The 26,469-nt window shown below is 71.4% G+C and carries 23 protein-coding genes and 1 pseudogene; 8 read left to right on the top strand and 16 right to left on the bottom strand.

Going from position 1 to position 26,469, the window contains the following annotated elements; all coding sequences use genetic code 11:
• Window positions 1-172: 172 nt before the first annotated feature.
• Window positions 173-1,384 (top strand): MFS transporter, encoded by a 1,212-nt coding sequence (locus ACQB60_RS43745; RefSeq protein WP_496931676.1) that lies wholly within the window; start codon window positions 173-175, stop codon window positions 1,382-1,384.
• Between the two features lie 63 nt (window positions 1,385-1,447).
• Here ACQB60_RS43745 and ACQB60_RS43740 read toward each other — a convergent pair whose 3' ends face one another.
• Complete coding sequence (locus ACQB60_RS43740) at window positions 1,448-2,368, bottom strand: aminoglycoside phosphotransferase family protein (RefSeq protein ID WP_496931675.1); 921 nt, start codon at window positions 2,366-2,368, stop codon at window positions 1,448-1,450.
• Between the two features lie 134 nt (window positions 2,369-2,502).
• Between ACQB60_RS43740 and ACQB60_RS43735 the strand changes: the two genes are divergently transcribed.
• A complete protein-coding gene (locus ACQB60_RS43735) occupies window positions 2,503-3,246 on the top strand; it encodes a maleylpyruvate isomerase family mycothiol-dependent enzyme (RefSeq protein ID WP_496931674.1) in 744 nt (247 codons plus the stop codon).
• 6 nt (window positions 3,247-3,252) lie between these two features.
• On the opposite strand, the gene ACQB60_RS43730 is transcribed toward ACQB60_RS43735, so the two are convergent.
• Complete coding sequence (locus tag ACQB60_RS43730) at window positions 3,253-3,672, bottom strand: MarR family winged helix-turn-helix transcriptional regulator (RefSeq protein ID WP_496931673.1); 420 nt, start codon at window positions 3,670-3,672, stop codon at window positions 3,253-3,255.
• A gap of 119 nt (window positions 3,673-3,791) precedes the next feature.
• On the opposite strand from ACQB60_RS43730, the gene ACQB60_RS43725 reads away from it, so the two are divergent.
• Window positions 3,792-4,094: a DUF6332 family protein gene (locus ACQB60_RS43725; RefSeq protein WP_496931672.1), complete on the top strand. Its 303-nt coding sequence runs from the start codon at window positions 3,792-3,794 to the stop codon at window positions 4,092-4,094.
• Here ACQB60_RS43725 and ACQB60_RS43720 read toward each other — a convergent pair.
• Genes ACQB60_RS43720 through ACQB60_RS43710 form a run of 3 tightly spaced genes read right to left on the bottom strand, consistent with a single transcriptional unit; the run spans window position 4,055 to window position 8,228 of the window.
• Entirely contained in the window at window positions 4,055-4,720 is a 666-nt protein-coding gene (locus ACQB60_RS43720) for a response regulator (protein ID WP_496931671.1), read from the bottom strand. The two genes, ACQB60_RS43725 and ACQB60_RS43720, sit on opposite strands and share 40 nt — an antisense overlap.
• Window positions 4,717-5,979, bottom strand: coding sequence for a sensor histidine kinase (locus ACQB60_RS43715; protein WP_496931670.1), 1,263 nt, complete (start codon window positions 5,977-5,979; stop codon window positions 4,717-4,719). Before ACQB60_RS43715 ends, ACQB60_RS43720 begins: the two co-directional genes overlap by 4 nt.
• 53 nt (window positions 5,980-6,032) lie before the next feature.
• Window positions 6,033-8,228 (bottom strand): MMPL family transporter, encoded by a 2,196-nt coding sequence (locus tag ACQB60_RS43710; RefSeq protein WP_496931669.1) that lies wholly within the window; start codon window positions 8,226-8,228, stop codon window positions 6,033-6,035.
• Window positions 8,229-8,358: 130 nt separating this feature from the next.
• Between ACQB60_RS43710 and ACQB60_RS43705 the strand changes: the two genes are divergently transcribed.
• A complete protein-coding gene (locus ACQB60_RS43705; protein WP_496931668.1) occupies window positions 8,359-9,171 on the top strand; it encodes an AfsR/SARP family transcriptional regulator in 813 nt (270 codons plus the stop codon).
• A 23-nt stretch (window positions 9,172-9,194) separates the two neighbouring features.
• On the opposite strand, the gene ACQB60_RS43700 is transcribed toward ACQB60_RS43705, so the two are convergent.
• The gene (locus ACQB60_RS43700; protein ID WP_496931667.1) at window positions 9,195-10,427 is read right to left on the bottom strand and encodes a geranylgeranyl reductase family protein; all 1,233 of its coding nucleotides are present in this window, start codon (window positions 10,425-10,427) and stop codon (window positions 9,195-9,197) included.
• A gap of 134 nt (window positions 10,428-10,561) precedes the next feature.
• On the opposite strand from ACQB60_RS43700, the gene ACQB60_RS43695 reads away from it, so the two are divergent.
• Together ACQB60_RS43695 and ACQB60_RS43690 are read left to right on the top strand one after the other, a co-directional pair.
• Window positions 10,562-11,917, top strand: coding sequence for a dipeptidase (locus ACQB60_RS43695; RefSeq protein ID WP_496931666.1), 1,356 nt, complete (start codon window positions 10,562-10,564; stop codon window positions 11,915-11,917).
• Between the two features lie 95 nt (window positions 11,918-12,012).
• A pseudogene (locus ACQB60_RS43690) lies at window positions 12,013-12,207 on the top strand (MBL fold metallo-hydrolase); the annotation flags it as partial.
• Between the two features lie 5 nt (window positions 12,208-12,212).
• Here ACQB60_RS43690 and ACQB60_RS43685 read toward each other — a convergent pair.
• The 7 genes from ACQB60_RS43685 to ACQB60_RS43655 all read right to left on the bottom strand — a co-directional run bounded on the left by ACQB60_RS43685 (window position 12,213) and on the right by ACQB60_RS43655 (window position 20,107).
• A complete protein-coding gene (locus tag ACQB60_RS43685) occupies window positions 12,213-13,286 on the bottom strand; it encodes an ABC transporter ATP-binding protein (RefSeq protein ID WP_496931665.1) in 1,074 nt (357 codons plus the stop codon).
• Entirely contained in the window at window positions 13,283-14,500 is a 1,218-nt protein-coding gene (locus ACQB60_RS43680; protein WP_496931664.1) for an ABC transporter ATP-binding protein, read from the bottom strand. The genes ACQB60_RS43685 and ACQB60_RS43680 overlap by 4 nt, the downstream gene beginning before the upstream one ends.
• Window positions 14,500-15,420, bottom strand: coding sequence for an ABC transporter permease (locus ACQB60_RS43675; RefSeq protein WP_496931663.1), 921 nt, complete (start codon window positions 15,418-15,420; stop codon window positions 14,500-14,502). The genes ACQB60_RS43680 and ACQB60_RS43675 overlap by 1 nt, the downstream gene beginning before the upstream one ends.
• On the bottom strand, window positions 15,413-16,399 hold the full coding sequence (locus ACQB60_RS43670) for an ABC transporter permease (RefSeq protein WP_496931662.1): 987 nt from the start codon (window positions 16,397-16,399) through the stop codon (window positions 15,413-15,415). Before ACQB60_RS43670 ends, ACQB60_RS43675 begins: the two co-directional genes overlap by 8 nt.
• Window positions 16,400-16,494: 95 nt before the next feature.
• Window positions 16,495-18,300: an ABC transporter family substrate-binding protein gene (locus ACQB60_RS43665; protein ID WP_496931661.1), complete on the bottom strand. Its 1,806-nt coding sequence runs from the start codon at window positions 18,298-18,300 to the stop codon at window positions 16,495-16,497.
• A gap of 259 nt (window positions 18,301-18,559) precedes the next feature.
• The gene (locus tag ACQB60_RS43660; RefSeq protein ID WP_496931660.1) at window positions 18,560-19,621 is read right to left on the bottom strand and encodes an NUDIX hydrolase; all 1,062 of its coding nucleotides are present in this window, start codon (window positions 19,619-19,621) and stop codon (window positions 18,560-18,562) included.
• Window positions 19,622-19,759: 138 nt separating this feature from the next.
• Entirely contained in the window at window positions 19,760-20,107 is a 348-nt protein-coding gene (locus ACQB60_RS43655; RefSeq protein WP_496931659.1) for a hypothetical protein, read from the bottom strand.
• A 328-nt stretch (window positions 20,108-20,435) separates the two neighbouring features.
• Between ACQB60_RS43655 and ACQB60_RS43650 the strand changes: the two genes are divergently transcribed.
• A complete protein-coding gene (locus ACQB60_RS43650) occupies window positions 20,436-20,870 on the top strand; it encodes an STAS domain-containing protein (RefSeq protein WP_496931658.1) in 435 nt (144 codons plus the stop codon).
• Here the strand turns inward: ACQB60_RS43650 and ACQB60_RS43645 are convergent.
• From ACQB60_RS43645 to ACQB60_RS43635, 3 genes are all read right to left on the bottom strand, one after another.
• Window positions 20,833-21,762 carry a carbohydrate ABC transporter permease gene (locus tag ACQB60_RS43645; protein WP_496931657.1) on the bottom strand — a complete coding sequence of 310 codons (930 nt, stop codon included), beginning with the start codon at window positions 21,760-21,762 and terminating at the stop codon, window positions 20,833-20,835. The two genes, ACQB60_RS43650 and ACQB60_RS43645, sit on opposite strands and share 38 nt — an antisense overlap.
• Complete coding sequence (locus ACQB60_RS43640; protein WP_496931701.1) at window positions 21,759-22,694, bottom strand: carbohydrate ABC transporter permease; 936 nt, start codon at window positions 22,692-22,694, stop codon at window positions 21,759-21,761. The genes ACQB60_RS43645 and ACQB60_RS43640 overlap by 4 nt, the downstream gene beginning before the upstream one ends.
• Before the next feature lie 83 nt (window positions 22,695-22,777).
• Window positions 22,778-24,046 carry an ABC transporter substrate-binding protein gene (locus ACQB60_RS43635; RefSeq protein WP_496931700.1) on the bottom strand — a complete coding sequence of 423 codons (1,269 nt, stop codon included), beginning with the start codon at window positions 24,044-24,046 and terminating at the stop codon, window positions 22,778-22,780.
• A 269-nt stretch (window positions 24,047-24,315) separates the two neighbouring features.
• On the opposite strand from ACQB60_RS43635, the gene ACQB60_RS43630 reads away from it, so the two are divergent.
• A complete protein-coding gene (locus tag ACQB60_RS43630; protein ID WP_496931699.1) occupies window positions 24,316-26,430 on the top strand; it encodes an NPCBM/NEW2 domain-containing protein in 2,115 nt (704 codons plus the stop codon).
• The last annotated feature ends 39 nt before the right edge of the window (window positions 26,431-26,469 follow it).

Below are 26,469 nucleotides of genomic sequence, written 5' to 3'. Positions count from 1 at the left end.
GGGGACCTTCCCCCCTCGCACGAGGGCACGTCCCTTGCCCGCAAGGTCGATACCCCCTGGCCACAACCCCGAACTCCCTTGTCCCCGCGCACGCGTGACCACCCGCACGGCCCTCCCGGCCGCCGCCGCAAACCGCCTTGTCCACAGCTGTCCCACACCCTACTCTGACTTTGTGCCGCTACTAAACAAACTCGGGACCGCAACGTCGCGGCCCCCCTCGCCCACCCCTTCCGACCTCGTCCGCCTCCGAGTCGTCCTCACCGTCTTCTTCGCGCTGGACGGTTTCATCTTCGCGGGGTGGGTCGTGCGCATCCCCGCCATCAAGGAGCAGACCGGCGCCTCGTCCAGCGCCCTGGGGCTCGCGCTGCTCGGCGTCTCCGTGGGGGCGGTGATCACGATGATGCTGACCGGGCGGCTGTGCCGCAGGTTCGGCAGCCACCCGGTGACGGTCGTCTGCGGCGTCCTGCTGTCGCTGAGCGTGGCGCTGCCGCCGCTGACCCACTCGGCGCTCGCGCTCGGCCTGGTCCTGCTGGTCTTCGGCGCGGCGTACGGCGGCATCAACGTCGCCTTCAACAGCGCCGCCGTCGACCTCGTGGCCGCCCTCGGCCGGCCCATCATGCCGAGCTTCCACGCGGCCTTCAGCCTCGGCGGGATGGTCGGCGCGGGCATCGGCGGGCTCATCGCGGGCTCCCTCTCCCCCACCCGGCACCTGTTCGGCCTCACCGTGATCGGGCTGATCGTGACGGCCGTCGCGGGGCGCGCGCTGCTGCGCCTGCGGCCCCCGGCGCCGCCGGGCGGCGGCCCCCGGCAGGACGGCGCTCCGCGCAGCCTCACCCCGCGCACCCGCGGGCTGGTCGTCGTCTTCGGCCTGATCGCGCTCTGCACGGCGTACGGCGAGGGGGCGCTCGCCGACTGGGGCGCGCTCCACCTGGAGCAGGACCTCGACGCCCACCCGGGCGTGGCCGCCGCGGGCTACTCCTGTTTCGCGCTCGCCATGACGCTCGGCCGCGCCACCGGCACCGTCCTGCTCGAACGGCTCGGCCGCACCAGGACGCTGGTCGCGGGCGGCGCGACGGCCGCCGTCGGCATGCTGCTCGGCGCCCTCGCCCCGTCCGTGGGGGCGGCGCTCCTCGGCTTCGCCGTCACGGGCATCGGGCTCGCCAACATCTTCCCCGTCGCCGTCGAGCGCGCGGGCGCCCTCGCCGGGCCCAGCGGTGTCGCGATCGCCTCCACTCTCGGCTACGGCGGCATGCTCCTCGGGCCGCCCGCCATCGGGTTCATGGCGGACTGGTTCACCCTGCCCACGGCGCTCACCAGCGTCGCCGTGCTCGCCGGAGTGGCCGCCGTCATCGGCTTCACCACCCGCCGGGCGGCGGTGAGTTGACGACCTGCGCGGACTCCGGGGTCCGGGCCCGCCGGGATGCCCCCCTCCCGGCCAGAATGGCGTCTATCCCCTGAGGGCCTGGGTGATCTGGCGCGTGGTCTGCTCGGCGACGCGGGGGTTGACGGCGGCGTACGCGGTGTAGGCGTTCAGACCTGTGGCGAGGGCCCACCCGCGGCCCCGCTCCCAGGTGGCGTCGTCCACGTCGAGCGCCGCACGGAACACCTCGCGACTCCTGGGCGACATCAGCGTGAAGGCGATCGTCAGGTCGCAGGCCGGGTCGCCGACGCCGAGCTCGCCGAAGTCGATGACCGCGCTGAGGCGGCCGTCGACGGTGAGGAGGTTCCCGGTGTGCAGGTCGCCGTGGAACCACACCGCGGGACGCTCCCATCCCGGAGCGCTCAGCGCCGCGTCCCACAGCTCGTTCATGGCCCGCGCGTCGAAGGCCGCGGGGCCGCCCGCGCCTCCGGCGACCTTCGCGATCGCGGCGCGGGTCGCGTGGTCCCGCCCGGCCAGCGGGGAGGCCGCGGGGGTCCCGTCCGGGTCGTCCGCCCCCACCAAGTCCGCTTCCGGAGGCACGGATTGAAGGGCCGTCAGAAAACCCGCAAGCTCGACGGCCGCCTCGGTCGAGTCGCCCAGGGCCGCCACCGTGGCCACCTCGCCGTCCAGCCAGCGCGACACCGCCCACGGCCAGGGATAGCCGAGGTCCGGCTCCCCGACGCCGACGGGCTCGGGGACGGCCAGCGGAAGCCGCGGGGCGAGCCTCGGCAGCCACCGGAGCTCCTTCGCGGCCTGCCCGACGGCCCCGGCGTGGCGGGGCAGCCGCACGGCAAGCGCCCGGCCGAGCCGGTAGATCACATGGTCCGAACCGGCCGGGTCGACGAGCCGCAGCGGCAGCCCGGCCCACTCGGGAAACTGCCTCGCGACCAGACGCCCGGCCAACGCCGCGTCGACGGCGGGCGGAACGTCCGTCCCGGTCTCGGTCACCAAGAGCAGCTCCAGCCGTCCGGCCCGCTCTGCGCGGCGGGCAGCCGGAGCCATCAGAAGGGGTCGAGGACCCGCCTGTCCACCGAATTCCGCGGCCCGCTCCGTGAGTTGCGGCCATGAGCCACAATCGCCGCATGGAGATTGCCGAGCACATTGACGTCCTGGAACGCGAGGGTCTGCTGCTCGCGCGCGCCGCGCAGGCGGCGGGGCCCGACGCCGAGGTGCCCACGTGCCCGGGCTGGCGGGTGCGCGACCTGCTGCGGCACATGGCGATGGTGCACCGGTGGGCCACGGCCTTCGTGGGCGAGGAGCGCACCGAGTACCGCAACGGCGGCGGGCCCTCGCCGCTGGACGGGGACGCGCTGCTCGACTGGTTCCGCGAGGGGCACGCCGCGCTGGTGGAGACCCTGCGGGCCGCCCCGGGCGACGTGCGGTGCTGGACGTTCCTGCCCGCACCGTCGCCGCTCGCCTTCTGGGCGCGGCGGCAGGCGAACGAGACGACCGTGCACCGCGTGGACGCCGAGGCCGCGCTCGGCGGTGAACTCAGCGCGAGCCAGGTGGAGTTCGCGGTCGACGGCATCGAGGAAGTGCTGTTCGGGTTCCACGCCCGCCGCTCCAGCAAGGTGCGCTCGGCCGAGCCCCGGGTGCTGCGGCTGCGGGCCACGGACGCGGGGGCGGACGCCGTGTGGACCGTACGGATCTCGCAGGACCCGCCGGTCGCCGAGCGCGGGGCGGCCGGTGACGCGGACGCCGAGGCGGTGGGGGACGCGGCGCGGCTGCATCTGGCGCTCTGGAACCGGGTGCCGTTCCCGGGGCTCACCGGGGACGCGTCGCTGGCCGCGCTGTGGCGGGAGACCTCGGGCGTGGTGTGGAGCTGAGCGCGGTCAGCCCGCGCAGGCTTCGCCCCGCTCCGCCCCCGTCAGCATCCGCCGCAGCACCGCGCGCTGCACCGGCAGCACCTCCGCGTGCAGCACGCGCCCCTTGCCGGTGAGCTCGACCCGCACCCCGCGCCGGTCCTCGCTGCACATGCCGCGGCAGACGAGGCCGTCCTTCTCCAGACGCCCGATGAGACGGGACAGCGCGCTCTGGCTCAGATGGACCCGGCCCGCGATCTCCTGCACGCGAAAGGCGGCGGAGCCGTCCTCGGCCACGCCCTCCGCGAGGACGTCCAGGACCTCGAAGTCGCTTGCGCCCAGGCCGTGTTGGTGCAGCTCACGGTCGAGCTCACAGAGGGTGCGCGCATGCACCGCGAGGATGTCGCGCCACTGGTCCACGAGCGACTGCTCGGCCGTCTTCGCCGCCATGGACGCACCGTAGCAGAGTTCGGCCATTTTGTTGCATCGGAATTAATTGCGCGCGCATACATCTTGGGCCGCACAAGTGGTTCCTTGTCCCTCCGCACGCCGCCCCCGACACTCGAGGGATGGGCCGACGCACACAGGCGGAGCGGGACGCGACCACCGTCGAGATCGGGTTCGCGCTGTTTGTCGCGGTCGGGCTCGCGGGCGCCGCCTTCCTGGCCGTGACGGGGCCCGCCCTGCTGCTCGACGTCTCGCCGGACACCTGGCGGACGGCGAAGCGGGGCGGCGCCCTCCTGGGGGCCGCGGTGTTCGTCCTGACCCTCGTGGTCGTGCTGGTCCGGCACAGCCGTACCGTCGAGGACTGGCGGCGGCGCGAGGCCGAGGATCAGCCCAGCCAGCCGGGCCGCACGAGCCCCGACTCGTAGGCGAGCACGACCAGTTGGGCCCGGTCGCGGGCGCCGAGCTTCACCATCGTGCGGCTCACATGGGTCTTGGCCGTGAGCGGGCTGACGACGAGGCGGCGGGCGATCTCCTCGTTCGACAGGCCGATGCCCACCAGGGCCATCACCTCCCGCTCCCGCTCGGTGAGCCCGCCGAGCGCGGCGGCGTCGGCGGGCTGCTTGGAGCGGGCCGCGAACTCCTCGATGAGGCGGCGCGTCACACCGGGCGAGAGCAGGGCGTCGCCGTGCACCACCGCCCGTACCGCGCGCAGCAGTTCGTCCGGCTCGGTGTCCTTCACCAGGAAGCCGGAGGCGCCGGAGCGCAGCGCCTCGAAGACGTACTCGTCCATCTCGAAGGTGGTGAGCATGACCACCTTCACGTCCGCCAGGTCCGCTTCCCGGGTGATGTGCCGGGTGGCTTCGAGGCCGTCGAGCCGAGGCATGCGGATGTCCATCAGGACGACGTCCGGGCGCAGTTCGCGCACCATGCGGACGGCCTCCTCGCCGTCCGCCGCCTCCCCGGCCACCTCGATGTCCGCCTGCGCGTCGAGCAGTGCCTTGAAGCCCGCCCGGACGAGGGACTGGTCGTCGGCGAGGAGTACGCGGATCACTGGTCCTCCTGGGGCGTGGGTGGTGCCGTGCGGGTGGGCAGAACCGCCGTGACGCGGAAGCCGCCGTCGGGCCGCGGGCCCGCCTTGATCGTCCCACCCAGGGCCGCCGCGCGCTCCCGCATTCCGGCAAGTCCGTTGCCGCTGCCGCCCGCGTCGGCGCCGGTGGCGGGCCCGTCGTCGTCGACGCGCAGGGTCAGCTCCGCCTTCTCGTACGAGACGAGCACGCCCGCGCGCCGCGAACCGGAGTGCCGTACGACGTTGGTGAGCGCCTCCTGGACGATGCGGAAGGCGGCGAGGTCGGTGCCCGGCGGGAGCTTCGGCGCCCGGCCGCGGGTGTCGACCGTGACGGTGAGGCCCGCGCTCGCGGCCTGCTCGACGAGTTCGGGGAGCCGGTCGAGGCCGGGGGCGGGGGCGCGCGGCGCGTCACCGGGGGCCCTGAGGGTGTCGAGGACCTGGCGCACCTCGCCGAGCGCCTCCTTGCTCGCCGACTTGATGGTGGTGAGGGCGGTGCGGGCCTGCTCCGGGTCGGAGTCGAGCAGCGCGAGGCCCACGCCCGCCTGGACGTTGATGACGGAGATGGAGTGGGCGAGCACGTCGTGCAGCTCCCGGGCGATGCGCAGCCGCTCCTCGTCGGCGCGCCGCCGCGCGGCCTGCTCGCGCTCGGCGCGGGCCTGCGCCCACTGCTCCCGGCGCACCCGGACCAGCTCGGACAGGGCGACGACCGCCACGATCCAGGTGGCGATGATGCCCTCCTGGCCCCAGGGGGCCCGGCCGTCGTCCGGCGGCAGATACCGGTACAGCCAGTGCCCCACCAGCAGATGCCCCAGCCAGAACATCGCGACGGCCCCCCACGCCGCCCTCCGGTGTCCCGCCACGATCGCGCCGTAGCAGCCGATCGCCACGGTCAGGAACACCGGCCCGTACGGGTATCCGGCGCCGAGGTAGACCATGGCGCAGGCCGCCGTGCCATAGGCCACGACCACGGGGTGGCGCTGGCGCCACAGCAGCAGGGCGGCGGCCGTGAAGAGCAGCAGCCAGCCGAACCAGTTCAGGCCGACGCGCTCTTGCGCCCCCTCGTTGTGTCCGGCGAAGTTCGAGCCGATGAGCACGAAGGCGGTGACCGCCGCCGTGGAGCGCCACGGCCACCGGCCGCTCCGCCCCTGCTCGCCCCACCACGGCGGCCCGTCCCGCAGGACGTGGGGTGGTCCGCGCCAGCCGCGCGGCGGACCGCCGCGCTGGGCTCTCTGCTGCTCTTCCATGACCGTCACGCTAGACGGCGGGGGCCGCCGCGGGCGTCAGTCGAGCGTGGCGATCACGCGTACTCCCGAGGGAGTACGGCGCTCGCCCGCCCCTCGTCCGGCCGCTCCTCGCGCAGCCCGAAGCGCCGGTGCAGGGCGCGCAGCGGGGCGGGGGCCCACCAGTTGGCGCGGCCCGCGAGCCGCATCGCGACGGGCAGGAGCAGGACGCGGATCAGGGTCGCGTCGGCGAGGATCGTCACGGCCGTGCCGACGCCGAGTTCCTTGAGGAACACGATGCCGCTGCCCGCATAGGTGAGGAAGGACAGCGCGAGGATCCCGGCGGCCGCGGTGATCAGCGGCGCGCTGCGCCTGAGTCCGGCGGCGACCGCCCGCGCGGTGTCGCCCACGCGGTCGTGCTCCTCCTTGATCCGGGCCAGCATGAACACCTCGTAGTCCATCGACAGGCCGTAGGCGACACAGAACATCAGCACCGGAATGCTGGGCTCGACGGCTCCGGCCGGGGTGAAGCCGAGGGGCCCCGAGAGATGGCCCTCCTGGAAGACCCAGACCAGGCAGCCGAACATCACCGCCAGGCTGAGCAGGTTCAGGACGGTCGCCTTCAGCGGCAGCAGGAGGCTCCCGGTCATCAGGAACAGGATCACGAAGGTGGCCACCAGGACGAGGGCGACGGCGTACGGGAGCCGGTCCAGCAGGGTGGCCCGGAAGTCGGAGGTCTCGGCCGGGTAGCCGCCGACGAACGCCGGAGCGGGCGCGGGCGTGTCCCGGATCCGGTCGACGAAGGCGGGCACGTCGCCGTACATCGCCGCCTGCGCGGGCACGACGCCGAGGCGGACGGCTCCGCTCCGCGCGGCGAGGCCGCCGGTGGCCGCCGGGCCCGTGCGGTGCCCGTCGCGGTAGCTGCCGGTGGGGGCGTCGACCTGGAAGACGCCCGGGACGCGGGACAGCCGGACGGCATACGCGCGCACCGCCGGGGCGTCGGCCGGGGCGCGCAGCACGATCTGCACGGTGTCGGTCGGCTCGGCGGGAAACTCCCGGTGGACGGTCTCGGAGGTGGTGCGCGAGGAGGTGCCCGCGGGCAGCGTCCGCTCGTCCGGGAGTCCGAAGCGCAGGCCGAGCAGCGGCGCGGCCATCAGCAGCAGCACGCCGACGACGGCCGCCCCGACCGCGAGCGGGCGCCGCATCGCGGCCCGTACCACCCGCTCCACCGGGCTCCGCCCGTCCGTCGGCACCCGCTCAACCCGCTCCACCCGCCGGCCCCAGCGGGCGAGCCCCGCGGGCAACAGGAGCAGCGCCCCGGACACCGAGGTCAGGACGACCAGCACACCGGCGTACGCGAAGGAGCTCAGGAAGAAGAAGGGGAAGACCAGGAGCGCGCTGAGCGACACCGCCACCGTGAGCCCGCTGAACACCACGGTGCGTCCGGCGGCGGCCGTCGCGCGGACCACGGCGTCCGGCTGCGCGTGCCCGGCCTGCCGCTCCTCGCGGTAGCGGCTGATGACGAACAGGCTGTAGTCGACGCCGAGTCCGAGGCCGAGCACGAGGGCGAGGTTGGCCGCGAACGTCGACACCTCGGTGACCTGCGCGAGGGCCCGCAGCCCGGCGAGCGTGCCGACGACGGAGAGCAGTCCGACCCCGATGGTCAGCAGGGCGGCGACGGTGCGCCGGTACACGAGGATCAGCAGAAGCAGCACGACGGGCAGGGCGAGCGCCTCCGCGCGCAGGAAGTCGGCGCGGGCCTGCTCTCCGACCTGCCGGGAGATCTCCTCCTGGCCGCCGACCTCGACCGTCAACTCCGGTGTGGTGCGGGTGAGTTCGGGTGAGACGGTGGCGAGCCGCGCACGCGTGTCGGTGGCGCTGCCCTCCATGCGGGCGAGCACGAGGGCGCGCCTGCCGTCGGCGGCGCGCAGGGCGGGGCTCCGCCCGTTCCAGTACGCGCTGACGTCCGCGACACCCTCGATCTTCCGCACCTCGGCGACCAGTTGGCGGGCCGCCGCCGTGGTGCGCGGCGAGTCGACGTCGCCGTCGCGGGCCGTGACCAGCAGGGCGAGGTTGGGGCTGCCGGTGCCGAACTCCTCGCGCAGGACCTGCGCCGCCCGCACCGATTCGGTCCCCGGCGCGTCCCAGCGTGCGAGGTCCAGGTCCGCCTGCGCGCCCGCTCCGTATGCGCCGAGGCCGAGGAAGGCCAGTACCACGCCGATCAGTACGGCGCGGGAGTGCCGCACCGTCAAGCGGCCGAGCCGGGTCAGCATCGCTGTGTCTGCCTCTCTTCCGGGACCCCCGTACGGGGTCCGTGCGGCCACCCTCACGGGCGGCGCTGACCGGACGCTGGAAGAGGCACTGGAAGATCCGCTGGAACGGGGCGCGGGTTAGGCTCGGGCCATGGGTGAGGGGATGCGCTTCGAACTGCTGGGCCCGGTACGCGCGTTGCACGCCGGAGCCGAGGTCCCCTTGGGGCCGCCCATGCAGCGCGCGGTGCTCGCGGTGCTGCTCCTGCAGGAGGGCCGCCCGCTCTCGTACGACGGTCTGGTCGAGGCCGTGTGGGGCGGTGCGCCGCCCGCCCAGGTGCGCAACCTCGTGCAGAAGTACGTCTCCGGGCTGCGGCGGGCCTTCCGCGCGGTGCCGCACCCGGGCCGCCACGACGCGGCGCCCGACAGCGGGCCGCGCCTCGCCTGGACGGGCAGCGGCTATCTGCTCACCGGCGCGGCCGCCGACGATCTGCACGAGCGGCGCCGTCTCGTCGACGAGGCCCTCTCCGCACGGCGCGAGGGCGAGCTCGGGCGCGCCGCCGCCCTCGTCGACCGGGCCGAGGCCCTGTGGCGCGGCGACTTCGCGGAGGGCCTCGGCGCCCCCTGCCTGGTGGCGGAGCGGCTGCGCTGGCGGGAGAAGCGGCTCACCGTCATGGAGGCGAGGATCGGCGCGGCGATCGAAGAGGGCCAAGCCTTCGCGTACGTCCACGAACTCGTCCGGCTCGTCGCCACGCACCCGCTGCGCGAACGCCTCGTCGAGCTCCTGATGACGGCCCTGTACCGCAGCGGCAGAGCGTCGGACGCCCTGCTCGCGTACGAGGAGGCGCGGCAGCGCATCGCGGGGGCCGTGGGCGCGGACCCGGGCCCGGCGCTGCGCGCCCTGCACGGGCGGATGCTGCGCCAGGACCCGCAGCTCCTCGGCTCAGGCAGCTCAGGGGGCTTGTAGGAGCAGGACGTCTCGGGGGGCGCCTAGGAAGGCGACGAAGGCGGTGCGGGTGCCTCGCGGTCCATCGCCGACAGGGCGCGGCCCGCCACCGGGTGGGTGCGGACGAGCTCGCCGAGCGTCGTCGTGCCGCGGGTGATGCGGGTGAACGCCCGCCACGCGGGCCGGAACGAGGTGATCGCCGCGTGCAGCATGCCGGGCCTGCGCTCGAAGACGGTCAGCATGCGCTTGCCGACGCCCATCTCGACGCCGAGGCCCGCCTTGATCGCGAAGGCGTAGTTGAGGGCCTGGCGGCGCGCGTCCACCGCGTCGTGCGCCTCGGCGATGCGGACCGCCCACTCGCCCGCGAGCCGCCCCGAGCGCAGCGCGAAGGAGATGCCCTCGCGGGTCCACGGCTCAAGGAGGCCCGCCGCGTCGCCGCAGACCAGGACGCGGCCGCGGGAGAGCGGGGAGTCGTCGCTGCGGCAGCGCGTCAGGTGGCCGGAGGAGATGGACGGCTCGAAGCCCGCGAGGCCGAGCCGGGCGATGAAGTTCTCCAAGTACCGCTTGGTGGCGGCGCCTTCGCCGCGCGCGGAGATCACGCCGACGGTGAGCGTGTCGCCCTTGGGGAACACCCAGCCGTAACTGCCCGGCAGCGGGCCCCAGTCGATGAGCACCCGGCCCGCCCAGTCCTCCGCGACCGTCGGCGGCACCGGGATCTCCGCCTCCAGGCCGAGGTCCACCTGGTCGAGCTTCACCCCGACATGTGCTCCTATGCGGCTCGCACTGCCGTCGGCGCCGACCACCGCGCGCGCGAGCACCGTCTCACCGCCCTGGAGGACCACCGCGACGGTGCGCCGGTCCGGGACCGCGGAGCCGTGCTGCTCCACGCGCGCGACCGTGACGCCCGTACGGATCTCGGCGCCCGCCTTCTGGGCGTGCTCGACGAGCTGCTGGTCGAACTCGGGGCGGTTGATGAGCCCGAAGAGCGTCTGCTTGGAGCGGCGCGTGCGCACGAACTTCCCGTCCAGGGAGAACGTGACCGCGTGCACCCGGTCGCGCAGCGGCAGCTCGAAGCCGGGCGGCAGGCTGTCGCGGGAGGGGCCGATGATGCCGCCGCCGCACGTCTTGTAGCGGGGCAGCTCGGCCTTCTCCAGGAGCAGCACACTGCGTCCGGCGACGGCCGCCGCGTAGGCGGCGGAGGCTCCCGCGGGGCCCGCGCCGACCACCACCACGTCCCAGACGTGTCGGGCGTCGTCCGATGGGTTCTCGCTGCTCACGATGGTCTACCGCTCCTGATCCAGCTGTTGGCCGCGCTTTCCGGTGCATCCTACGGCGGAGGCCGTGGCGTCCTCCCTGTGGGAGGATCACTGCTACCCACACGTACAACGTCGCACCCACGAGGAGCGTGCCCATGTCGCCGAATCCGATCGCCGAGACCGTCGCCTCGCTCATGCCGAAGGCGAAGGAGGAGCTCACCGAACTGGTGGCCTTCAAGTCGGTGGCGGACTTCGAGCAGTACCCGAAGGCGGAGAGCGAGGCCGCCGCGAACTGGGTGGCCGACGCGCTGCGCACCGAGGGCTTCCAGGACGTCGCGCTCCTCGACACCCCGGACGGCACCCAGTCGGTGTACGGCTTCCTGCCCGGCCCCGAAGGCGCCCCGACCGTCCTCCTCTACGCGCACTACGACGTCCAGCCGCCGCTCGACGAGGCCGCGTGGGTGACGCCGCCCTTCCAGCTGACGGAGCGGGACGGCCGCTGGTTCGGGCGCGGCGCCGCCGACTGCAAGGGCGGCGTCATCATGCACCTGCTCGCGCTGCGCGCCCTGAAGGCGAACGGCGGGGTGCCGGTCGGCGTGAAGGTCATCGCGGAGGGCTCGGAGGAGCAGGGCACCGGCGGCCTGGAGCGGTACGCGGAGCAGCACCCGGACCTCCTCACCGCCGACACGATCGTCATCGGTGACGCGGGCAACTTCCGGGTCGGCCTGCCGACGGTCACCTCGACGCTGCGCGGCATGATCCTCGTCCGGGTGCGCGTGGACACCCTCGAAGGCAACCTCCACTCCGGCCAGTTCGGCGGCGCCGCCCCCGACGCCCTCGCGGCCCTCATCCGCGCCCTCGACTCGCTGCGCGCCGAGGACGGCTCGACGACGGTCGACGGCCTGGCAGGCGGCGCGGTCTGGGACGGCCTCCAGTACGAGGAGGCGGACTTCCGCAAGGACGCGAAGATCCTGGACGGCGTGGAGCTCATCGGCGAGGGCTCGGTCGCCGACCGCATCTGGGCCCGCCCGGCCGTGACGGTGCTGGGCATCGACTGCCCGCCGGTCGTCGGCGCCACCCCGTCGGTGCAGGCGGGCGCGCGTGCGCTGATCAGCCTGCGGGTGCCGCCGGGCGTGGACGCCGCCGAGGCGACGAAGCTGCTCCAGGCCCACCTGGAGGCGCACACCCCGTGGGGCGCCCGTGTGGAGACCGAGCAGATCGGGCAGGGCCAGCCGTTCCGCGCCGACACCAAGAGCCCGGCGTACGCGGCGATGGCGGCGGCGATGAGCGAGGCGTACCCGGGCGAGTCGATGCAGTACGCCGGGCAGGGCGGCTCGATCCCGCTGTGCAACACCCTGGCCTCGCTCTACCCCGAGGCGGAGATCCTGCTCATCGGCCTGAGCGAGCCGGAGGCGCAGATCCACGCGGTCAACGAGAGCGTCTCTCCTGAGGAGTTGGAGCGGCTTTCGGTGGCGGAGGCGCTGTTCCTGCAGAAGTACGCGGAGCGCTGAGCCGTTCCCTTCGGGTACGCCCGATCTGCCCTCGGCCAAGGGCCCTCGCCTCGCGCGGGGGCCCTTCCTTACGGTCGGGTCATGGACGTTAACACGGTCGGGTCCTGGACTTCGGCGGCGGGGCGCGCGTGGTGCACGCCCCAGGGCACACGGACGGCAGCATCGAGGTCCATCTCCCCTCCCACGGTGTGCTGTTCACGGGCGACGCCATCGCCGTGTCCCCGCTGGACGGCCAGGTGATCCTCGGCGTCTTCAACGTCGACCGCGAGCGCGCCGACACGGCACTGCGGGCGGCCTACAGGAGCTCCACCGCCTCCGCGTAGTGGCACGCCACCGGCGCCCCGCCGCCCCGCTCCACCAGTTCGGGCACCGACTCCACGCAGGCCGTGCGCTCGCTCTCGGTCAGCTCGTTCGCGTACTTGGGGCAGCGGGTGCGGAAGCGGCAGCCGCTCGGCGGGCGGATCGGGCTCGGCACGTCGCCCTGCACGGTGATGCGGCGCCGGGCCCGCTCCTTGCGCGGATCGGGCAGCGGGATGGCCGAGATGAGGGCCTGGGTGTAGGGGTGGGCGGGGCGGGCGAAGAGCTGCCGGGTCGGGGCGATCTCCACGATGCGGCCCAGGTACATGACGGCGATGCGGTGTGCGACGTGCCGCATCACCGACAGGTCGTGGGCCACGAAGAGGAACGACAGGCCGAGTTCGCTCTGCAGGTCCATCAGGAGGTTGAGGACGCCGGCCTGGATGGACACGTCGAGGGCGGACACCGGTTCGTCGAGGACGATGACGCGGGGCCGCAGCGCCAACGCCCGTGCGATGCCCACGCGTTGGCGCTGTCCGCCGGAGAACTCGTGCGCGAAGCGGTTGCCGTGCTCGGGGTTGAGGCCGACGAGCCGGAGCAGCTCCCGCACCTCGGCGCGGGCACCGGGCCCGTACCGGTCGTGGATGCGCAGCGGCTCCGCCACGATCTCGTGGACGGCGATGCGCGGGTCGAGCGAGGCGTACGGGTCCTGGAACACGATCTGCAACTCCCGCCGCAGCGGCCGCATCTGACGTCGGCTCAACTCGGTGAGCTCACGGCCCTGGTAGCGGACCTGGCCCGCCGTGGCCCGCTCCAGGTTGAGCAGGGTGCGCGCCGTGGTGGTCTTGCCGGAGCCCGACTCGCCCACGAGGCCCAGGGTCTCGTTCTCGTACAGGTCGAAGGAGACCCCGCAGACGGCGTGCACGTCGCCGATGCGGCGGCGCAGGAGCCCGCGCGACCTGACCGGGAAGTGCTTGACGAGGTCGCGGACCTGGAGGACCGGTTCGCCGCTGCCGCCCTGGTCGCGCAGGGGCGGGAGCGGCTTGCCGGGCCGCGTGGTGGTGCCGCTCATGCGCGGTCGCCTCCTTCCTCTCCTTCGTCGGTGGACACATCCGCTTCGGTGGGCACGGCGTCCGCTTCGGTGGGCACGGCGTCCTTCTCGGCGGGCGCGGCGTCCGCCGGCCCGGCGCCGGGCTCCGTGCCGGTGAGCCTGGCCAGCGCCTCCGTGTCCGCGCCCGTCGCCTCGAAGACCTCCTCCGCGCCCGTGTCGACGAGCTGCTCGGAGAAGTGGCAGGCGGAGCGGTGGCCGCGCCGTTCGGTCTCCCGCAGCGGTGGCTCGTCGCGGTCGCAGACGTCCTGCCGCATGGGGCAGCGCGGGGCGAAGGGGCAGCCGGACGGCAGGTTGAGCAGCGAGGGCGGGGCGCCGGTGATGGGCGTGAGGCGCTCCTCCTCGCGGTCCATGCGGGGCAGCGAGCCGAGCAGGCCGAGGGTGTAGGGCATGCGCGGGGTGTAGAAGAGGTCCTCGACCGAGCCGTGCTCCACAATGCGGCCCGCGTACATGACGGCGACGCGGTCGGCGTGCCCGGCGACGACGCCCAGGTCGTGGGTGATGAGGACGAGGGCGGCGCCGGTCTCGGCGCGGGCGGTCTCCAGGGCGTCGAGGATCTGCGCCTGCACGGTGACGTCGAGCGCGGTGGTCGGCTCGTCGGCGATGATCACGGCCGGGTCGTTGGCCATGGCGATGGCGATGACGACGCGCTGCCGCATCCCGCCCGAGAGTTCGTGCGGGTAGTTGTCGACGCGCCGGGCGGCGTGCGGGATGCCGACGGTGTCGAGGAGGTCGACGGAGCGCTCGCGGGCGGCCTTGCGGGTGAGGCCCGGGTGGTGTCTCAGGAGGGTCTCGGAGATCTGGAAGCCCACCGTGTAGACGGGGTTGAGGGACGTCATCGGGTCCTGGAAGATCATCGCGATGCCGCTGCCGCGCACGTCCGAGAGCCCGGCGTCGGAGAGCCCGAGCAGCTCCGCGCCCTCGAACCGCACGGATCCCCGTACCCGCGCGGTCGGCGCGAGCAGCCCCATCACCGCGAGCGCCGTCACCGACTTGCCCGAGCCCGACTCCCCCACGATGCCGAGCGAGTCGCCCCGCTCCAGCCGGTAGCCGACCCCGCGCACCGCCCGTACGACGCCGTCCTCCGTGCTGAACTCCACGTGCAGGTCCTCGACTTCGAGCACCGTCTCCTCGGTCGGCCGGGCGGCCCGCACGCCCTCGCTGCTGCTCGTGTTCATCACTGGCGCACCCTCTGCTGGCGTGGGTCGAAGGCGTCGCGCAGCCCGTCCCCGATGAAGTTGATGGTCAGCGCGATCGCGATGATGAAGAAGCCGGGGATGTAGAAGAGCCACGGCCGGGTGTCGACGGCGGTCTGCGCCTGCGCCACGAGCAGTCCGAGCGAGGTGTCGGGCGGCTGCACGCCGAAGCTCAGGAACGACAGGGCGGTCTCGGTGAGGATGCCGGTGGCGACCAGGATGGTGGCGTTCACGATGATCGGGCCCAGTGAATTGGGCAGCAGATGGCGGAAGATGATGCGGGTGTCGGACGAGCCGAGCGCCCGGGCCGCCTCGATGAACTCCTTCTCGCGCAGGGACAGCACGGTGGAGCGCACCACGCGCGAGACGTACGCCCAGGTGAGTCCGGCGATGACGACGGCGATCCAGTACCAGGCCCCGCCGGTGCGCCCGGAGATGACGAGGGCGATGGCGAGCAGCGGCAGCGTCAGGACGAGGTCGGCGATCCGCATCATGACGGCGTCCACGGGCCCCCGGTAGAACCCGGCGACGGCACCCCAGACGGAGCCGATCAGCGTCGAGCCCAGCGCGATCATGACGGCGATCTTGAGCGAGGTCTGGGTGCCGCGCATCACCTGGGCGTACGAGTCGTAGCCCGAGGAGTTCGTGCCGAACGGGTGGTCCGCGGACGGGGGTTGGGAGTTGTCGGGGGTGTACGTCCCGTACGAGTAGTGCCACAGGTGCGGCCCGACGAACGCCCAGACGACGATGAGGAGCAGCACCACGAGGCTCGCCATGGCCGCGCGGTGGCGCAGGAAGCGGCGCAGGATCAGCTGGCTCTGGGTGCGCTCCTTGACGGTGAACTCCCCGTCGGAGCGCGGGCTTTCGCCTCCGACCGCCCTGGGTGCCTCGGTGTCAGTCATAGCGGATCCTCGGGTCCAGGACGGCGTAGAGGAGGTCGGCGAAGAGGTTGAAGACGATGACGATGACCGCGGAGAGCAGCAGCCACGCCATGGTGCGGTAGACGTCGACCTTGAAGGCCGACTGGACGAGCATCTCGCCCATGCCGTGCCACTGGAAGATCGTCTCGGTGATGACGACGCCGCCGAGCAGGCTCGCGATGTCGAGGGCGGCGACGGTGGTGAGCGGGATGAGCGCGGTGCGCAGGGCGTGCCGCGTCATGACCTTGCCGCGCCGGATCCCCTTGGCGCGGGCCAGGCGCACGTAGTCGCTGCCGAGGACCTCCAGCATGGAGGCGCGGGTGTAGCGGGTCCACGACGCGAAGGAGACCAGGGCGAGCGTGATCACGGGCAGCACGAGATGGCCGACGCGGTCGGTGAACCGGTTCCAGGCCGTGTCGTTCTCGAGGTAGGCGGACTTCTCGCCGATGGTGCCGAGGAAGCTGCTGCCGGTCACGTCGTTGAACCAGACGCCGCCCTGCTTGAGGAGGACGGCGAACCAGAACACCGGCATGGCCAGGAAGAGGAAGCCGATGAAGGTGATGGCGTAGTCGGACACGGAGTACTGGCGCAGCGCGCTGTACACCCCGAAGGCCACGGCGAGGATCAGGGCGATCGCCATGGCGGTGACCACCAGGACCAGGGTGACCCGGAACCGGGTGAACAGGTCGTGCCCGATGTCGAGGTTGGGCTCCACGGACGGCCCGAAGTCGCCGTGCAGCACGCCGGTGATCCAGTTCCAGTAGCGCTCGGCGGCGGGCTGGTCGGCGTGGATGTGGTGGGCGAAGGCGTCGACGGCGGCCTTGCTGGGCGGGGGCTGCCGGGACGTGGCGAAGTTGGCGACGGGGTCGCCCGCGTTGATGACGATGAGGAAGACGATCAGGGTGGAGGCGATGAGGACGGGGACGGAGACGAGGATGCGGCGCAGGGTGTAGGCGAGCACGGGCGTTCCCCCGGGCGTACGGGACGACTGGTGAGGCACCGGCCCCGGGTCAACCCCGGGGCCGGGCCATGCAGTTGGGCCTCTGCGACCCGCGGCTACTTCTTCAGACCCCACTCGGCCGTGTTGTACGGCGGGCCCACATTGGTGGCGTTGTCCCGCATGTTCACGTACCGGTTCTGCACGGCGAGGAAGGTCGGCTTCTGGTAGAGCGGCAGCACGTAGGCGTCCTTGACCATCACCGCGTCGGCCTGGTTGAGGAGCTGGGCCGCCTTCGCGGAGTCCGTCGCCTCGATGGCCTGGCTGATGAGGGAGTCCACCTTCTTGTTGCTGTAGCCGCCGTAGTTGCCGCCGCCTCCGGTCATCCACGCCTGCTGGGCGTTGCTGCCGGGGAAGGGCGAGGCCACCCACGCGAAGACGATGATGTCGTACTGGTGCCCGGCGAGCACCGTGCCGAGATCAGCGGCCCCGATGGGCTTGATGTTGATCTTGATGCCGAGTTGGGCGAGGGAGCTCTGCAGGATCTGGCACTCGCTCTGCCGCACCTGATTGCCCGTCGTGTAACGGCAGTTGAAGGGCCCGACACCCTTCCCGTCGGGCGTCTTCAGCGCCGACCCGACCCCGGTGAACTTGGCGTCGGTCAGATACTTCTTCGCCTTGTCGAGATTGCCCGAGCCCTGCCCGGTGGCGGTCACGACGTCCTGGTATCCGGCCTGTCCGGGCACCAGCATGTGGCTGCCGAGCTGCTTCACCTTCGGGTCGAACTGGCCGACCGTCTTGGCCATGATGTCCTTGACGCTGATGGCCGTGAACATCGCGAGCCGCAGCTCCTTGTACTTCCCGATCACCGGGTCGTGCAGATTCAGGTCGAAGTGCTCCCAGTTCAGGCCGTTGCTGATGGTGTACGTGACGTTCGGGATGTCCTTGATCTGCTTGACCAGGTCGACCTCGGGCTGCGGATAGATCCCCTGCACCTCGTTGTTGCGCAGGGCGATCGGCTCCTGGGTGGCGTCCGTGATGACCTTGAAGATCAGCCGCTCCAGGACCGGCTTGCGCGCGCCCCACCACTTGGGGTCGGGCATGAAGGTGGCGTGGTCGTTGTCCTTCCACTCCTTCATGAGGTACGGGCCCGCGGTGGCGTACTCGGTGGGCGGCGTCTTGCCGAAGTACCGCCAGGACTTGGTCATCTGAGCACCCGTCATGGTGGCGGCGCTCTTCCCGCCGCCGACCTTCATGGCGATGTGCGCCGGGTACAGCGGATAGCCCGCACCGAACAGCTGCTTCCAGTCCGAGTAGGACTTGGCCATCACCACGGTGACGGTCTTGCCCCCGTCGGAGCCCTTGACCGACTTGATGCGGTCGTAGCCGGCGGTGGACTGCGGCAGACACCCCTTGGTCTGGCTCTCGTCGCTCTTGGGCGGCGGCGGGCAGTCCTTGCCGTTGTTGGTGCGCCAGTAGTAGATGAAGTCCTCGGCGGAGATCGCGGTCCCGTCGTTCCACTTCGCCTTCGGGTTGATCTTGTAGACGAAGGTCTGCGGGCTCGTGCTCGTCTGGGTGGCCGAGGTGACGAGATCGGAGTTGAGCTTCACCGTGAAGTCCGGCTGCGGCACGAACACGGAGGGCAGGACGACCCCGAGGGCCTCGCCGTTCTCGAAGGTGTTCCCGTTCGTGTCCTGCACGTTCCACTGCTGGATGTTCTTCTCCATCGTGTACGTGAAGGAGCCGCCCGCCTTGGTCTCGGCGGAGTTGCAGGTGTTCGCCTTGCCCTCCTGCGAGCAGGCCGAGAGCCCCGCGGAGGACTTCTCCCCGTCGTCGTCCCCGCCGCCACCGCAGGCCGCGAGGACGAGCGTGAGCCCGGCGGCAAGGGTGAATCCCCTGGCGAGGGCGGAAGTCTGCGCGCGCATGTCCCTCCGTTCCGCCGGGCGGTGACCACCCGGCCCTGTGGAGCGGCCGAAGCCGCTAGAGGTGAGCTGCGCCTGTCACCGTAGGACTGTCCCGGTTCCGCGTAAGCTCCCGCGTCATTCCAGAAAGGTGACGTTCCGCCGTCAATTCCGCCTCAGAACGGCTGCTGGTCGGCAAAGTCCGCCGAGGGGAACACCCATCTCGGCCGAATGCCCGCGCCGTCGGCTCCCGTCCCATGTCCCACCCGTGGACAGGGCCCCCTCAGCCCACCGGAACACCGGCCTCCAAATACAGCGCGGCCCCGCGCTCCCGCGCCCGCAGCGCCCACCGCAGCCGCTCGTACCGCACCGGCGGCAGCAGCAGCGCCGCCTCCTGCTCGGTCACGAACCGCCAGCCGCGCAGCTCGGGCCCTGGCAGCAGCACCCGCTCGGCCTCCCGCCCGTCGAGCCGCCCGCCGTCGAAGAGGAACCGCATCCCGCCGTACCCCGGCGGCACGGGCGGCTCCCAGTCGGTCACCAGGAGCCGTGGCACGTCGACGAGTTGGATCCCGGTCTCCTCGGCGACCTCCCGCATCCCCGCGCGCGCGGGCGCCTCCCCCGGCTCGACGACACCACCGGGAAACTCCCACCCCGCCTTGTAGGTCGGATCGACGAGCAGAAACCGGTCCTCGTCGTCGAACAGGAGCACCCCGGCGGCGAGCGTCTCGCCGGTGGGCTCCGGCGTCTGCACGATGTCGCACACCGGCGCGGCCCCGCTGCGCACCGCGTCGGCGACGCGCTCGGCGATCTCGTACGGAGTGAGGGAGCTGACGTCGATCCGGTGGGCGTCGCCCCCCAGCCACCCCCGCACCGCCTCCCGGTACGGCTCGATGTGGTCGTACGACCACTGCCGCACCCCCACGTCCCCGTCGCCCGACCCACCCGTGGCGTCCAGCCCGGGTATGCGCTCCTCGCGGCCGGCTATTCGCTCCCGCAGGATCGTTTCGTCCACGTCGAGCAGGATGTGCCGCACCCGGATCCGCCGAGAGGCCAGGCCCCCGAAGATCTCGTCCCGGTACTCCTGCCTGAGCAGCGTCATCGGCACCACGAGGACGCCTCCGACCTCGGCGAGCAGCGCGGCGGCAGTGTCCACGACGAGCCGCCGCCAGATCGCCAGATCCTGATAGTCGCTCACCTCGGCGAGGCACTTGGGCGGCAGCAGGTACGGCAGTCCGCCACCGATGACCTCGGGGTCGAAGAGTGTGCTGTTCGGGATCAGCTCGATCAGCTCCTGTGCGGCGCTGGTCTTGCCCGCACTGAACGCGCCATTGACCCAAACGATCACGGTTCCCCCTCTTCTGTTGGCCCCCTGAGGCTTGCCCGCTTCAGCGTGCCACGGAAACCAAGGGACCGGGGCGGGGGGTGTCCTGCCTGGTGGCGAGGTGTCCCGGCGCCGTCGCCCCGCCCCCTCGCGCCCGCGGCCTCAACTGCCGCCCGGCTCCGTCTCGTCCGCCCGGTGGTGCAGCCGGGGCAGGTGGAGTCCGTGCCGGGTGGGGGGCGTGTGTTCGGCGGCCTTTGCGCGGGCGGCCAGTTCGGGGGACATCGCGTGGACGGCGTGGCTCCCGCAGTACGGGCAGACTCCGGTGGCCAGCGGTGACCGTACGGGCGTGCCGTCCTCGTCGGCGTACGCGAGGGCCTCCACGCCGTCGGCGTCCCTGATGAGCCTGACCTGGAAGGTCTTCTTCCAGGTGGTGCCACAGTCACCACAGGTGAAGGCGTACGTCTCCGAAGCGGCGCCGTCCGTGCCGTCGGTGTCGCGGGGTCCAGTCACGGCGCCTTCCTCCAGTGAGCGTGAGCCAGTGAGTCGGTGAACCGGTGAGCCCGGAGTTCCGGGAGGGACCCCCAGGCCATCACCAGCCCCCCGCCCCACACAACCGGCCGGGGCCGTCCGAGTGAGCCATTACCTGTCAAGTGCTTCTCGGAGACTTCACTCCATCGAGCGATAGCGAGGCTGCATGAATCGTTCCCGCACGCCAGGCTTGCCCGGCCCTCGATACGGTGAGCCACCACACGCCCCAGCCCCCGGCGGCCACCTCATTCGATGACCGTGACGTGCCGGCTCCACACGGAGTCAACTCGGCCCGCCACTGGGGGGATTCGTGCCACAGAGCGAACAGAGCCGCTTCGCGTACGACGGGTCGGACGGACCCGACGGCGCCATCGGCTCCGCGGAGATCCACGAGGCCAAGGGCGCCGTCGTGGTGGAGTTCCGGGGCGAGATCGACGTCGCCGCACGGCTGCGGGTCCTGCCCGTCCTCGACACCGTCACCGGTCGGCACGACGCGACCGTCGTCCTCGACCTGCGGCCCACCACCTTCTTCGACTGCTCCGGCGTCTCCCTGCTCGTGCGGGCCCACCGCAGAGTCACCGAGCGGGGCGGCCGCCTCTGCGTCGTCTGCGTCCGCCCCATGACCCTGCGCATGCTCCGCGTCACCCGGCTCCTCCCGACCCTGTCTCCGACGCCGACGCTGGACGCCGCGCTGCGCCAGCTCGGGGCTACCCCTTGCTCGACCCCAACGTCAGCCCAGCAATGAAGTGCCGCTGCAGCAGCAGGAAGACCAGCACCGTGGGCAGCGCCACCAGGACCGAGCCCGCTGCCAGCAGGTTGTAGTCAGTAAAAAACTGGCCCCTGAGGTTGTTGAGGGACGAGGTGATGGGGAGTTTGTCGGGGTTGGAGATGAAGATGAGCGCCCAGAGGAAGTCGTTGTAGATCCAGGTGAATTCGAGCGTCGCGAGGGCCGCGAGGGCGGGGCGGCACAGCGGCAGCGTGATGCGCCAGAACTGGGTCCACACGCCCGCGCCGTCGACGACCGCCGCTTCCAGGATCTCCTGCGGCAGGGTCCGCATGAAGTTGGCGAGGACGAAGACGCAGAAGCCGATCTGGAAGCCGACGTTGACCAGGATCAGCGCCCACAGCGAGTCGTAGAGCGTCAGGGAGTCCGACATCCACCAGGGCAGGGGGATCTTGAGGAACAGGGCGTACAGGGGGGTGACGATCACCTGGGGAGGCAGCAGGTTGCCCGCCGTGAACAGCATCAGGAGCCACAGGCCGCCACGCAGGCGAAGCCGGGAGACCACGAAGGCGACGAACGAGGCCAGGAACAGGGTCAGGACCACCGCGGGGATCGCGATCAGGAGCGTGTTCGTGAAGTACTTGCCCATCCCCGAATCGGTGTAGGCCGTGAGGTAGTAGTCGAACGAGAGGTGCTTCGGCCAGGAGAAGTAGCCGTTCTTCGCCGTCTCCTCGTACGGGCGCAGGCTCGCGTAGACCGCGAGGAGGAGCGGGGCCAGGAAGGCCAGCGAGACGGCCGTCAGGAAGAGGTGCGTGCCGTAGCGGCCCCTGCGGCGCGGGGGCCCGGAGTGTTCGGGGGCGCGAGGTCCCGCCCCGCGCACGGGAGTTGTCGTGCCGACGTCGGATGCGGTCATCGGTCGCGCGCACCTCGCAGCTCTTGGACCAGGAACGTGACGATGAAGCCCAGCGAGAAGACGAGCAGCACGACCGCGATGGCCGAGCCGAAGCCGATGCGGCTCGCCTCGCCGATGATGTTGTCGGTGATCAGGACGGAGAGCAGTTCCAGGCCGTTGCGGCCCTTGTTCACCGCGTACACGATGTCGAACGCGCGCAGCGCCTCGATCACCGTGATCACGCCGACGATGACGTTGACGGGGCGGAGCGTGGGGAAGACGACGCGGAAGAAGGTCTGACGGGCGCTCGCGCCGTCGATGGCCGCCGCTTCCTTCAGGGCCGGGTCGACGGCCTTGAGTCCGGCCAGGTAGAGGATCATCACGTAGCCGGTGTGCCGCCAGCTCGCGGCCAGCATCATCATCCAGATGTTGAGGTCGGAGTCGCCGAGCCAGTCGATCGGGTCCTCGTGGTTGTTCAGGATCGTGTTGACGACGCCCTGGTCGGTGCCGAGGATCAGCTGCGCCATGAAGCCGACGACGGCGAGCGAGAGCACCACGGGCATGTACAGGACCGACTGGTAGAAGCGGCTGAAGCGCACGCCCCTGTCGATCAGTACGGCGAGGAGGATGCCGAACGGCGTCGCCACCAGGCCGAGGAAGCCGACCCAGAGGAGGTTGTGGCGGACGGCCGGCCAGAAGGCGGGGTAGTTGTCGACGAGGCTCTCGTAGTTCTTGGCGCCCACCCACTGGATGTCGCCGATGCCGTCCCAGGACGTGAAGGACAGGCCGACCGAGGCCAGCGTGGGGCCCCAGACGATGACGAGGTCCAGGAGGACCGGGACGCCCAGGAGGAGGGCGAGCACGAGGCGGTCGCGGGGCGTGAAGCGGCGCGGGCCACGGGGGCCGCGCCGCCCTGCGCGCTTCGAAGGCGCCGTGTCCGGCGCGGAGTTCAGCGCTGAGTTCGGTGCCGTGTCCGGCGCTGAGCCCTGCGGGGAGTTCTGTGTGGAGTTCTGCACGGAAATCCAGTCCCCCACCGTCAGCTGACGGCCTGCGAGAAGATGTCCTTCTTCTGGCGCTCGATGCTGTTCACGAGGCCGTCGACGTCCTTCGGGTTGCCGATGAAGTCCTGCAGCGCCTTGATCATGACGGTCTGCGCGAAGTCGGGGCGGGTGTCGCGGTCCAGGAACTGGGATATCTGCTTCGCCTTGCCGACCAGTTCCGCCGACTTCTTCTGCAGGGGCGTGTACTTGGCCGTGTCGGCGCCTTCGTTGACCGCCACGTTGTTGGGGTCACCGGCGAGGTAGATCTCCTCGGCCCCGGGAGTGCCGAGCCACTTCAGGAGGTCCTTGGCACCATCGACGTTCTTGGACTTCTTCGCGACGAGGAAGCCGTCGATGGGGGCCTCCACCGCGTCCTGGCCGAATTCCGGGTCGATCTCGGGGAAGGCGAAGAAGTCGATGTCGTCGCGCTCGTTCTCGGGGAACTGCTGGCCCGGGTGCGGCATCCCGAAGACGGCCATGCCCGTGCGGCGCTTCTGCAGGCCCTGCCCGGCCTCCTCCCAGGTCCGGCCGAGCGCGCCCTTCTGGTAGTACGACATGAGCTCGCGCCACAGGTCGAAGACCTTCTTGACCTTGTTGTCGGTCCACGCCTCCTTGCCCGCCATCAGGGACTTGTGGAAGTCATAGCCGTTCAGCCGCATGTTGATGTAGTCGAAAGTGCCCATGGCGGGCCAGCCGTCCTTGTCGCAGAACGCGACCGGAATGCCGTCCTTGCTCATCTTCTTGGCGAGCGCGATGAACTCGTCCCAGTTCTTGGCCTGTTCATAGCCGTGCTGGTCGAAGAGGCTCTTCCGGTGGAAGACGGCCCACGGATAGTAGTAGTACGGCACGAAGTACTGCTTGCCGTCGTGCGTGGACTGGTCCTTGAGGGCGTCGGAGAATCCGCTGAAGCCCTGCCATACGTCGCTGACGTCGGTCAGCAGGCCCTTCTCCGCGAAGTACTGCATGCGATAGCCGGCGAACCACATGAAGACGTCGTCCGGCGTGCCCCGCAGATAGCGCGTGATGTTCTGCTGGAACTCGTTGTGTTCCGTGGTGTTGACCTTGACGGTCTTCTTGGACTTCTTCTCGTAGGCGTCGAAGGCCGCCTGGAACGCCTTCTTCGGCACGGCGTCCGAGGCGTTGGAGCCCATCGAGATCTGGTTCTTGTTGCCTCCAGGGCCGTCCCCGCACGCCGTGAGCAGGACGGGCAGGGTGAGCGCCCCGGCTCCGATCGCCGTACCCCGCAGGAGGTTCCGACGGGACATCCGATGTCCCGACATGCCCTCCGGCGCCACGGAACCGTCGAACGATGACTGTGCCATGTCCCCCTCCAGGGGTTCCAACCGAACACAACCGAACGCGAGGGTTGGATCTCACTCCCAACAGTCACCACCGTCAAGGGTTTTGGCGCCAGGTGCCCGAACCGTTACCGCTCCTCTTCCAACAGAGTCCAACACGGCCTACCGTAAGCGCGCACCCCTGACACCTCCTTGCAGCAATCCCCCAACTTCTGCGAGTACGGAGGACTTTGATGATGCGTCAGCATCCGCACCGTGCACCACGTCGAAGAGTCGTCGGATCCCTGGCCGCTGTGGTGGCGCTTGCCGGGGCCGGGCTCTGTGCCACCGGATCCGGGCCGGCCGCGGCCGCCACCGGATCCGCTTCCGCCGCTCCGGCCGCGTCGGGCGCATCAGCCGCGTCGGACGCATCGGCTGCGTCGGGCGCATCGGCTGCGTCGGTGGAGGGCGCCCCGCGTCTTCCGGGCGATCTCGCCCGGACCCCTCCCATGGGCTTCAACAACTGGAACTCCACCCACTGCCGGGCCGAGTTCAACGAAGACATGGTCAAGGGCGTCGCCGACATCTTCGTCGAGAAGGGCCTCAAGGACGCCGGGTACCAGTACGTCAACCTGGACGACTGCTGGGCGCTGCCCGCACGCGACGCCGAGGGCAAGCTGGTGCCGGACCCCAAGCGGTTCCCCAACGGGATCAAGGCAGTTGCCGACTACGTCCACTCCAAGGGTCTCAAGCTCGGCATCTACACCAGTGCGGGCACCAAGACCTGCAACAGCGCGGGCTTCCCCGGCGGGCTCGGCCACGAGACCAGCGACGCACGGCAGTTCGCCGACTGGGGCGTGGACTACCTCAAGTACGACAACTGCAACAACCAAGGCGTCGACGCCAAGAAGCGCTACATCACCATGCGGGACGCCCTGCGGGCCACCGGTCGGCCGATCGTGTACAGCATCTGCGAATGGGGCGAGAACAAGCCCTGGGAGTGGGCCGCCGACGTCGGGCACCTGTGGCGCACCACCGGTGACATCAGCGACAGCTGGGGCTCCATGCTGTCGATCATGAAGCAGAACCTGCCGCTCGCGCGGTACGCCGGTCCCGGGCAGTGGAACGACCCGGACATGCTCGAGGTCGGCAACGGCGGCATGACGGACACCGAGTACCGTACGCACTTCTCCATGTGGTCCGTGATGGCCGCGCCTCTGCTCATCGGCTCCGACCTGCGCAAAGCCACGCCCGCGACCTTCGACATCCTCGGCAACAAGGAGGTCGTCGCGGTCGACCAGGACCCGCTCGGCAAGCAGGGCGAGGTGCTCTCGTCCGAGGGCGGGCGCTGGGTCGTGGCGAAGGAGATGAAGGACGGCAGCCGCGTGGTCGCCCTCTTCAACGAGACGGGCAGCGCGCAGTCCATCAGCACGACCGCGAAGGCCGTCGGGCTCCCGGCCGCCGACGGGTACACGCTGCGCGACCTGTGGCAGCACAAGAGCTACAACACCGCGGGGACCATCGCGGCGACCGTTCCCGCGCACGGTACGACGCTGCTGCGTGTCTCGGCGGACGGTGGCTGGGCGACGAACCCGCCCGCCGCCCAACTCGCCCTGGACGGCAGCCCGTTCGTGGAGGCGGGCAAGGCGCGGACGCTCACCACGAAGGTCACCAACCTCGGCCGGACGCCGGCGCGTTCGGTGTCCGCCGCGCTGCGCGGGCCCTCGGGGTGGCAGGTGAAGGCGACCTCGCCGACGCGGGCGTCCGCGCTGAGCACGGGCAGGTCGCTGAGCACGACCTGGGCGGTGACCGCGCCCCCGGGGGCGTCCCCCGGGGCGTACGAGCTCACGCTCACCGCGGCCTACCGCTCTCCGTCCGGGGTCGGCGTCCAAAGTCAACTCCCGCTCCAGGCACAGGTGGTGGTGGCACCGCCCGCGGGCAAGTCGGCGCTGAGCGCGCTGCCGTGGCTGTCGGCGGAGAACGGCTGGGGGCCCGTTGAGCGCGACACCAGCAACGGTGAGAGCGCGGGCGGCGACGGCGGTCCGCTCACCATCAACGGCGTCACATACGCCAAGGGCCTCGGCGCACACGCCGACAGCTCGGTCTCGTACTACGCGGGTGGGTCCTGCGAGCGGGTCTCCGCGCAGGTCGGGCTCGACGACGAGAAGGGGGCGAAGGGGACCGTCGCCTTCGAGATCTGGGCGGACGGCAAGAAGGCCGCGTCGACCGGCGTTCTCACCAACGCGCAGCCCGCGCAGGGGCTTTCGGCCGATGTGAGCGGGGCGCAGGTGGTGCGGCTGGTGGTCACGGACGGGGGTGACGGGAACGACTCGGACCACGCGGACTGGGCGGAGCCTGAACTGACCTGCTGATCCCTGCGGGTGCGGGGGCTGGTGCTGATGGGTGGTGGG

It is taken from the genome of Streptomyces odontotermitis (genome assembly GCF_050510915.1).
In the GTDB taxonomy this organism is placed as follows: Bacteria; Actinomycetota; Actinomycetes; order Streptomycetales; family Streptomycetaceae; genus Streptomyces.
The sequence above is the reverse complement of the archived record's forward strand: the minus strand, read 5'-3'. Positions and strand labels throughout refer to the sequence as shown.

What these genes read in the sequence shown, in the direction of transcription:
- ACQB60_RS43665 (WP_496931661.1), bottom strand. Translation starts at nt 18,300, where the DNA reads ATGCGCGCGCAGACTTCCGCCCTCGCCAGGGGATTCACCCTTGCCGCC.
- ACQB60_RS43715 (WP_496931670.1), bottom strand. Translation starts at nt 5,979, where the DNA reads ATGGAAGAGCAGCAGAGAGCCCAGCGCGGCGGTCCGCCGCGCGGCTGG.
- ACQB60_RS43635 (WP_496931700.1), bottom strand. Translation starts at nt 24,046, where the DNA reads ATGTCCCGTCGGAACCTCCTGCGGGGTACGGCGATCGGAGCCGGGGCG.
- ACQB60_RS43680 (WP_496931664.1), bottom strand. Translation starts at nt 14,500, where the DNA reads ATGAACACGAGCAGCAGCGAGGGCGTGCGGGCCGCCCGGCCGACCGAG.
- ACQB60_RS43735 (WP_496931674.1), top strand. Translation starts at nt 2,503, where the DNA reads ATGGAGATTGCCGAGCACATTGACGTCCTGGAACGCGAGGGTCTGCTG.
- ACQB60_RS43685 (WP_496931665.1), bottom strand. Translation starts at nt 13,286, where the DNA reads ATGAGCGGCACCACCACGCGGCCCGGCAAGCCGCTCCCGCCCCTGCGC.
- ACQB60_RS43705 (WP_496931668.1), top strand. Translation starts at nt 8,359, where the DNA reads ATGGGTGAGGGGATGCGCTTCGAACTGCTGGGCCCGGTACGCGCGTTG.
- ACQB60_RS43645 (WP_496931657.1), bottom strand. Translation starts at nt 21,762, where the DNA reads ATGACCGCATCCGACGTCGGCACGACAACTCCCGTGCGCGGGGCGGGA.
- ACQB60_RS43695 (WP_496931666.1), top strand. Translation starts at nt 10,562, where the DNA reads ATGTCGCCGAATCCGATCGCCGAGACCGTCGCCTCGCTCATGCCGAAG.
- ACQB60_RS43725 (WP_496931672.1), top strand. Translation starts at nt 3,792, where the DNA reads ATGGGCCGACGCACACAGGCGGAGCGGGACGCGACCACCGTCGAGATC.
- ACQB60_RS43675 (WP_496931663.1), bottom strand. Translation starts at nt 15,420, where the DNA reads ATGACTGACACCGAGGCACCCAGGGCGGTCGGAGGCGAAAGCCCGCGC.
- ACQB60_RS43630 (WP_496931699.1), top strand. Translation starts at nt 24,316, where the DNA reads ATGCGTCAGCATCCGCACCGTGCACCACGTCGAAGAGTCGTCGGATCC.
- ACQB60_RS43710 (WP_496931669.1), bottom strand. Translation starts at nt 8,228, where the DNA reads ATGCTGACCCGGCTCGGCCGCTTGACGGTGCGGCACTCCCGCGCCGTA.
- ACQB60_RS43730 (WP_496931673.1), bottom strand. Translation starts at nt 3,672, where the DNA reads ATGGCGGCGAAGACGGCCGAGCAGTCGCTCGTGGACCAGTGGCGCGAC.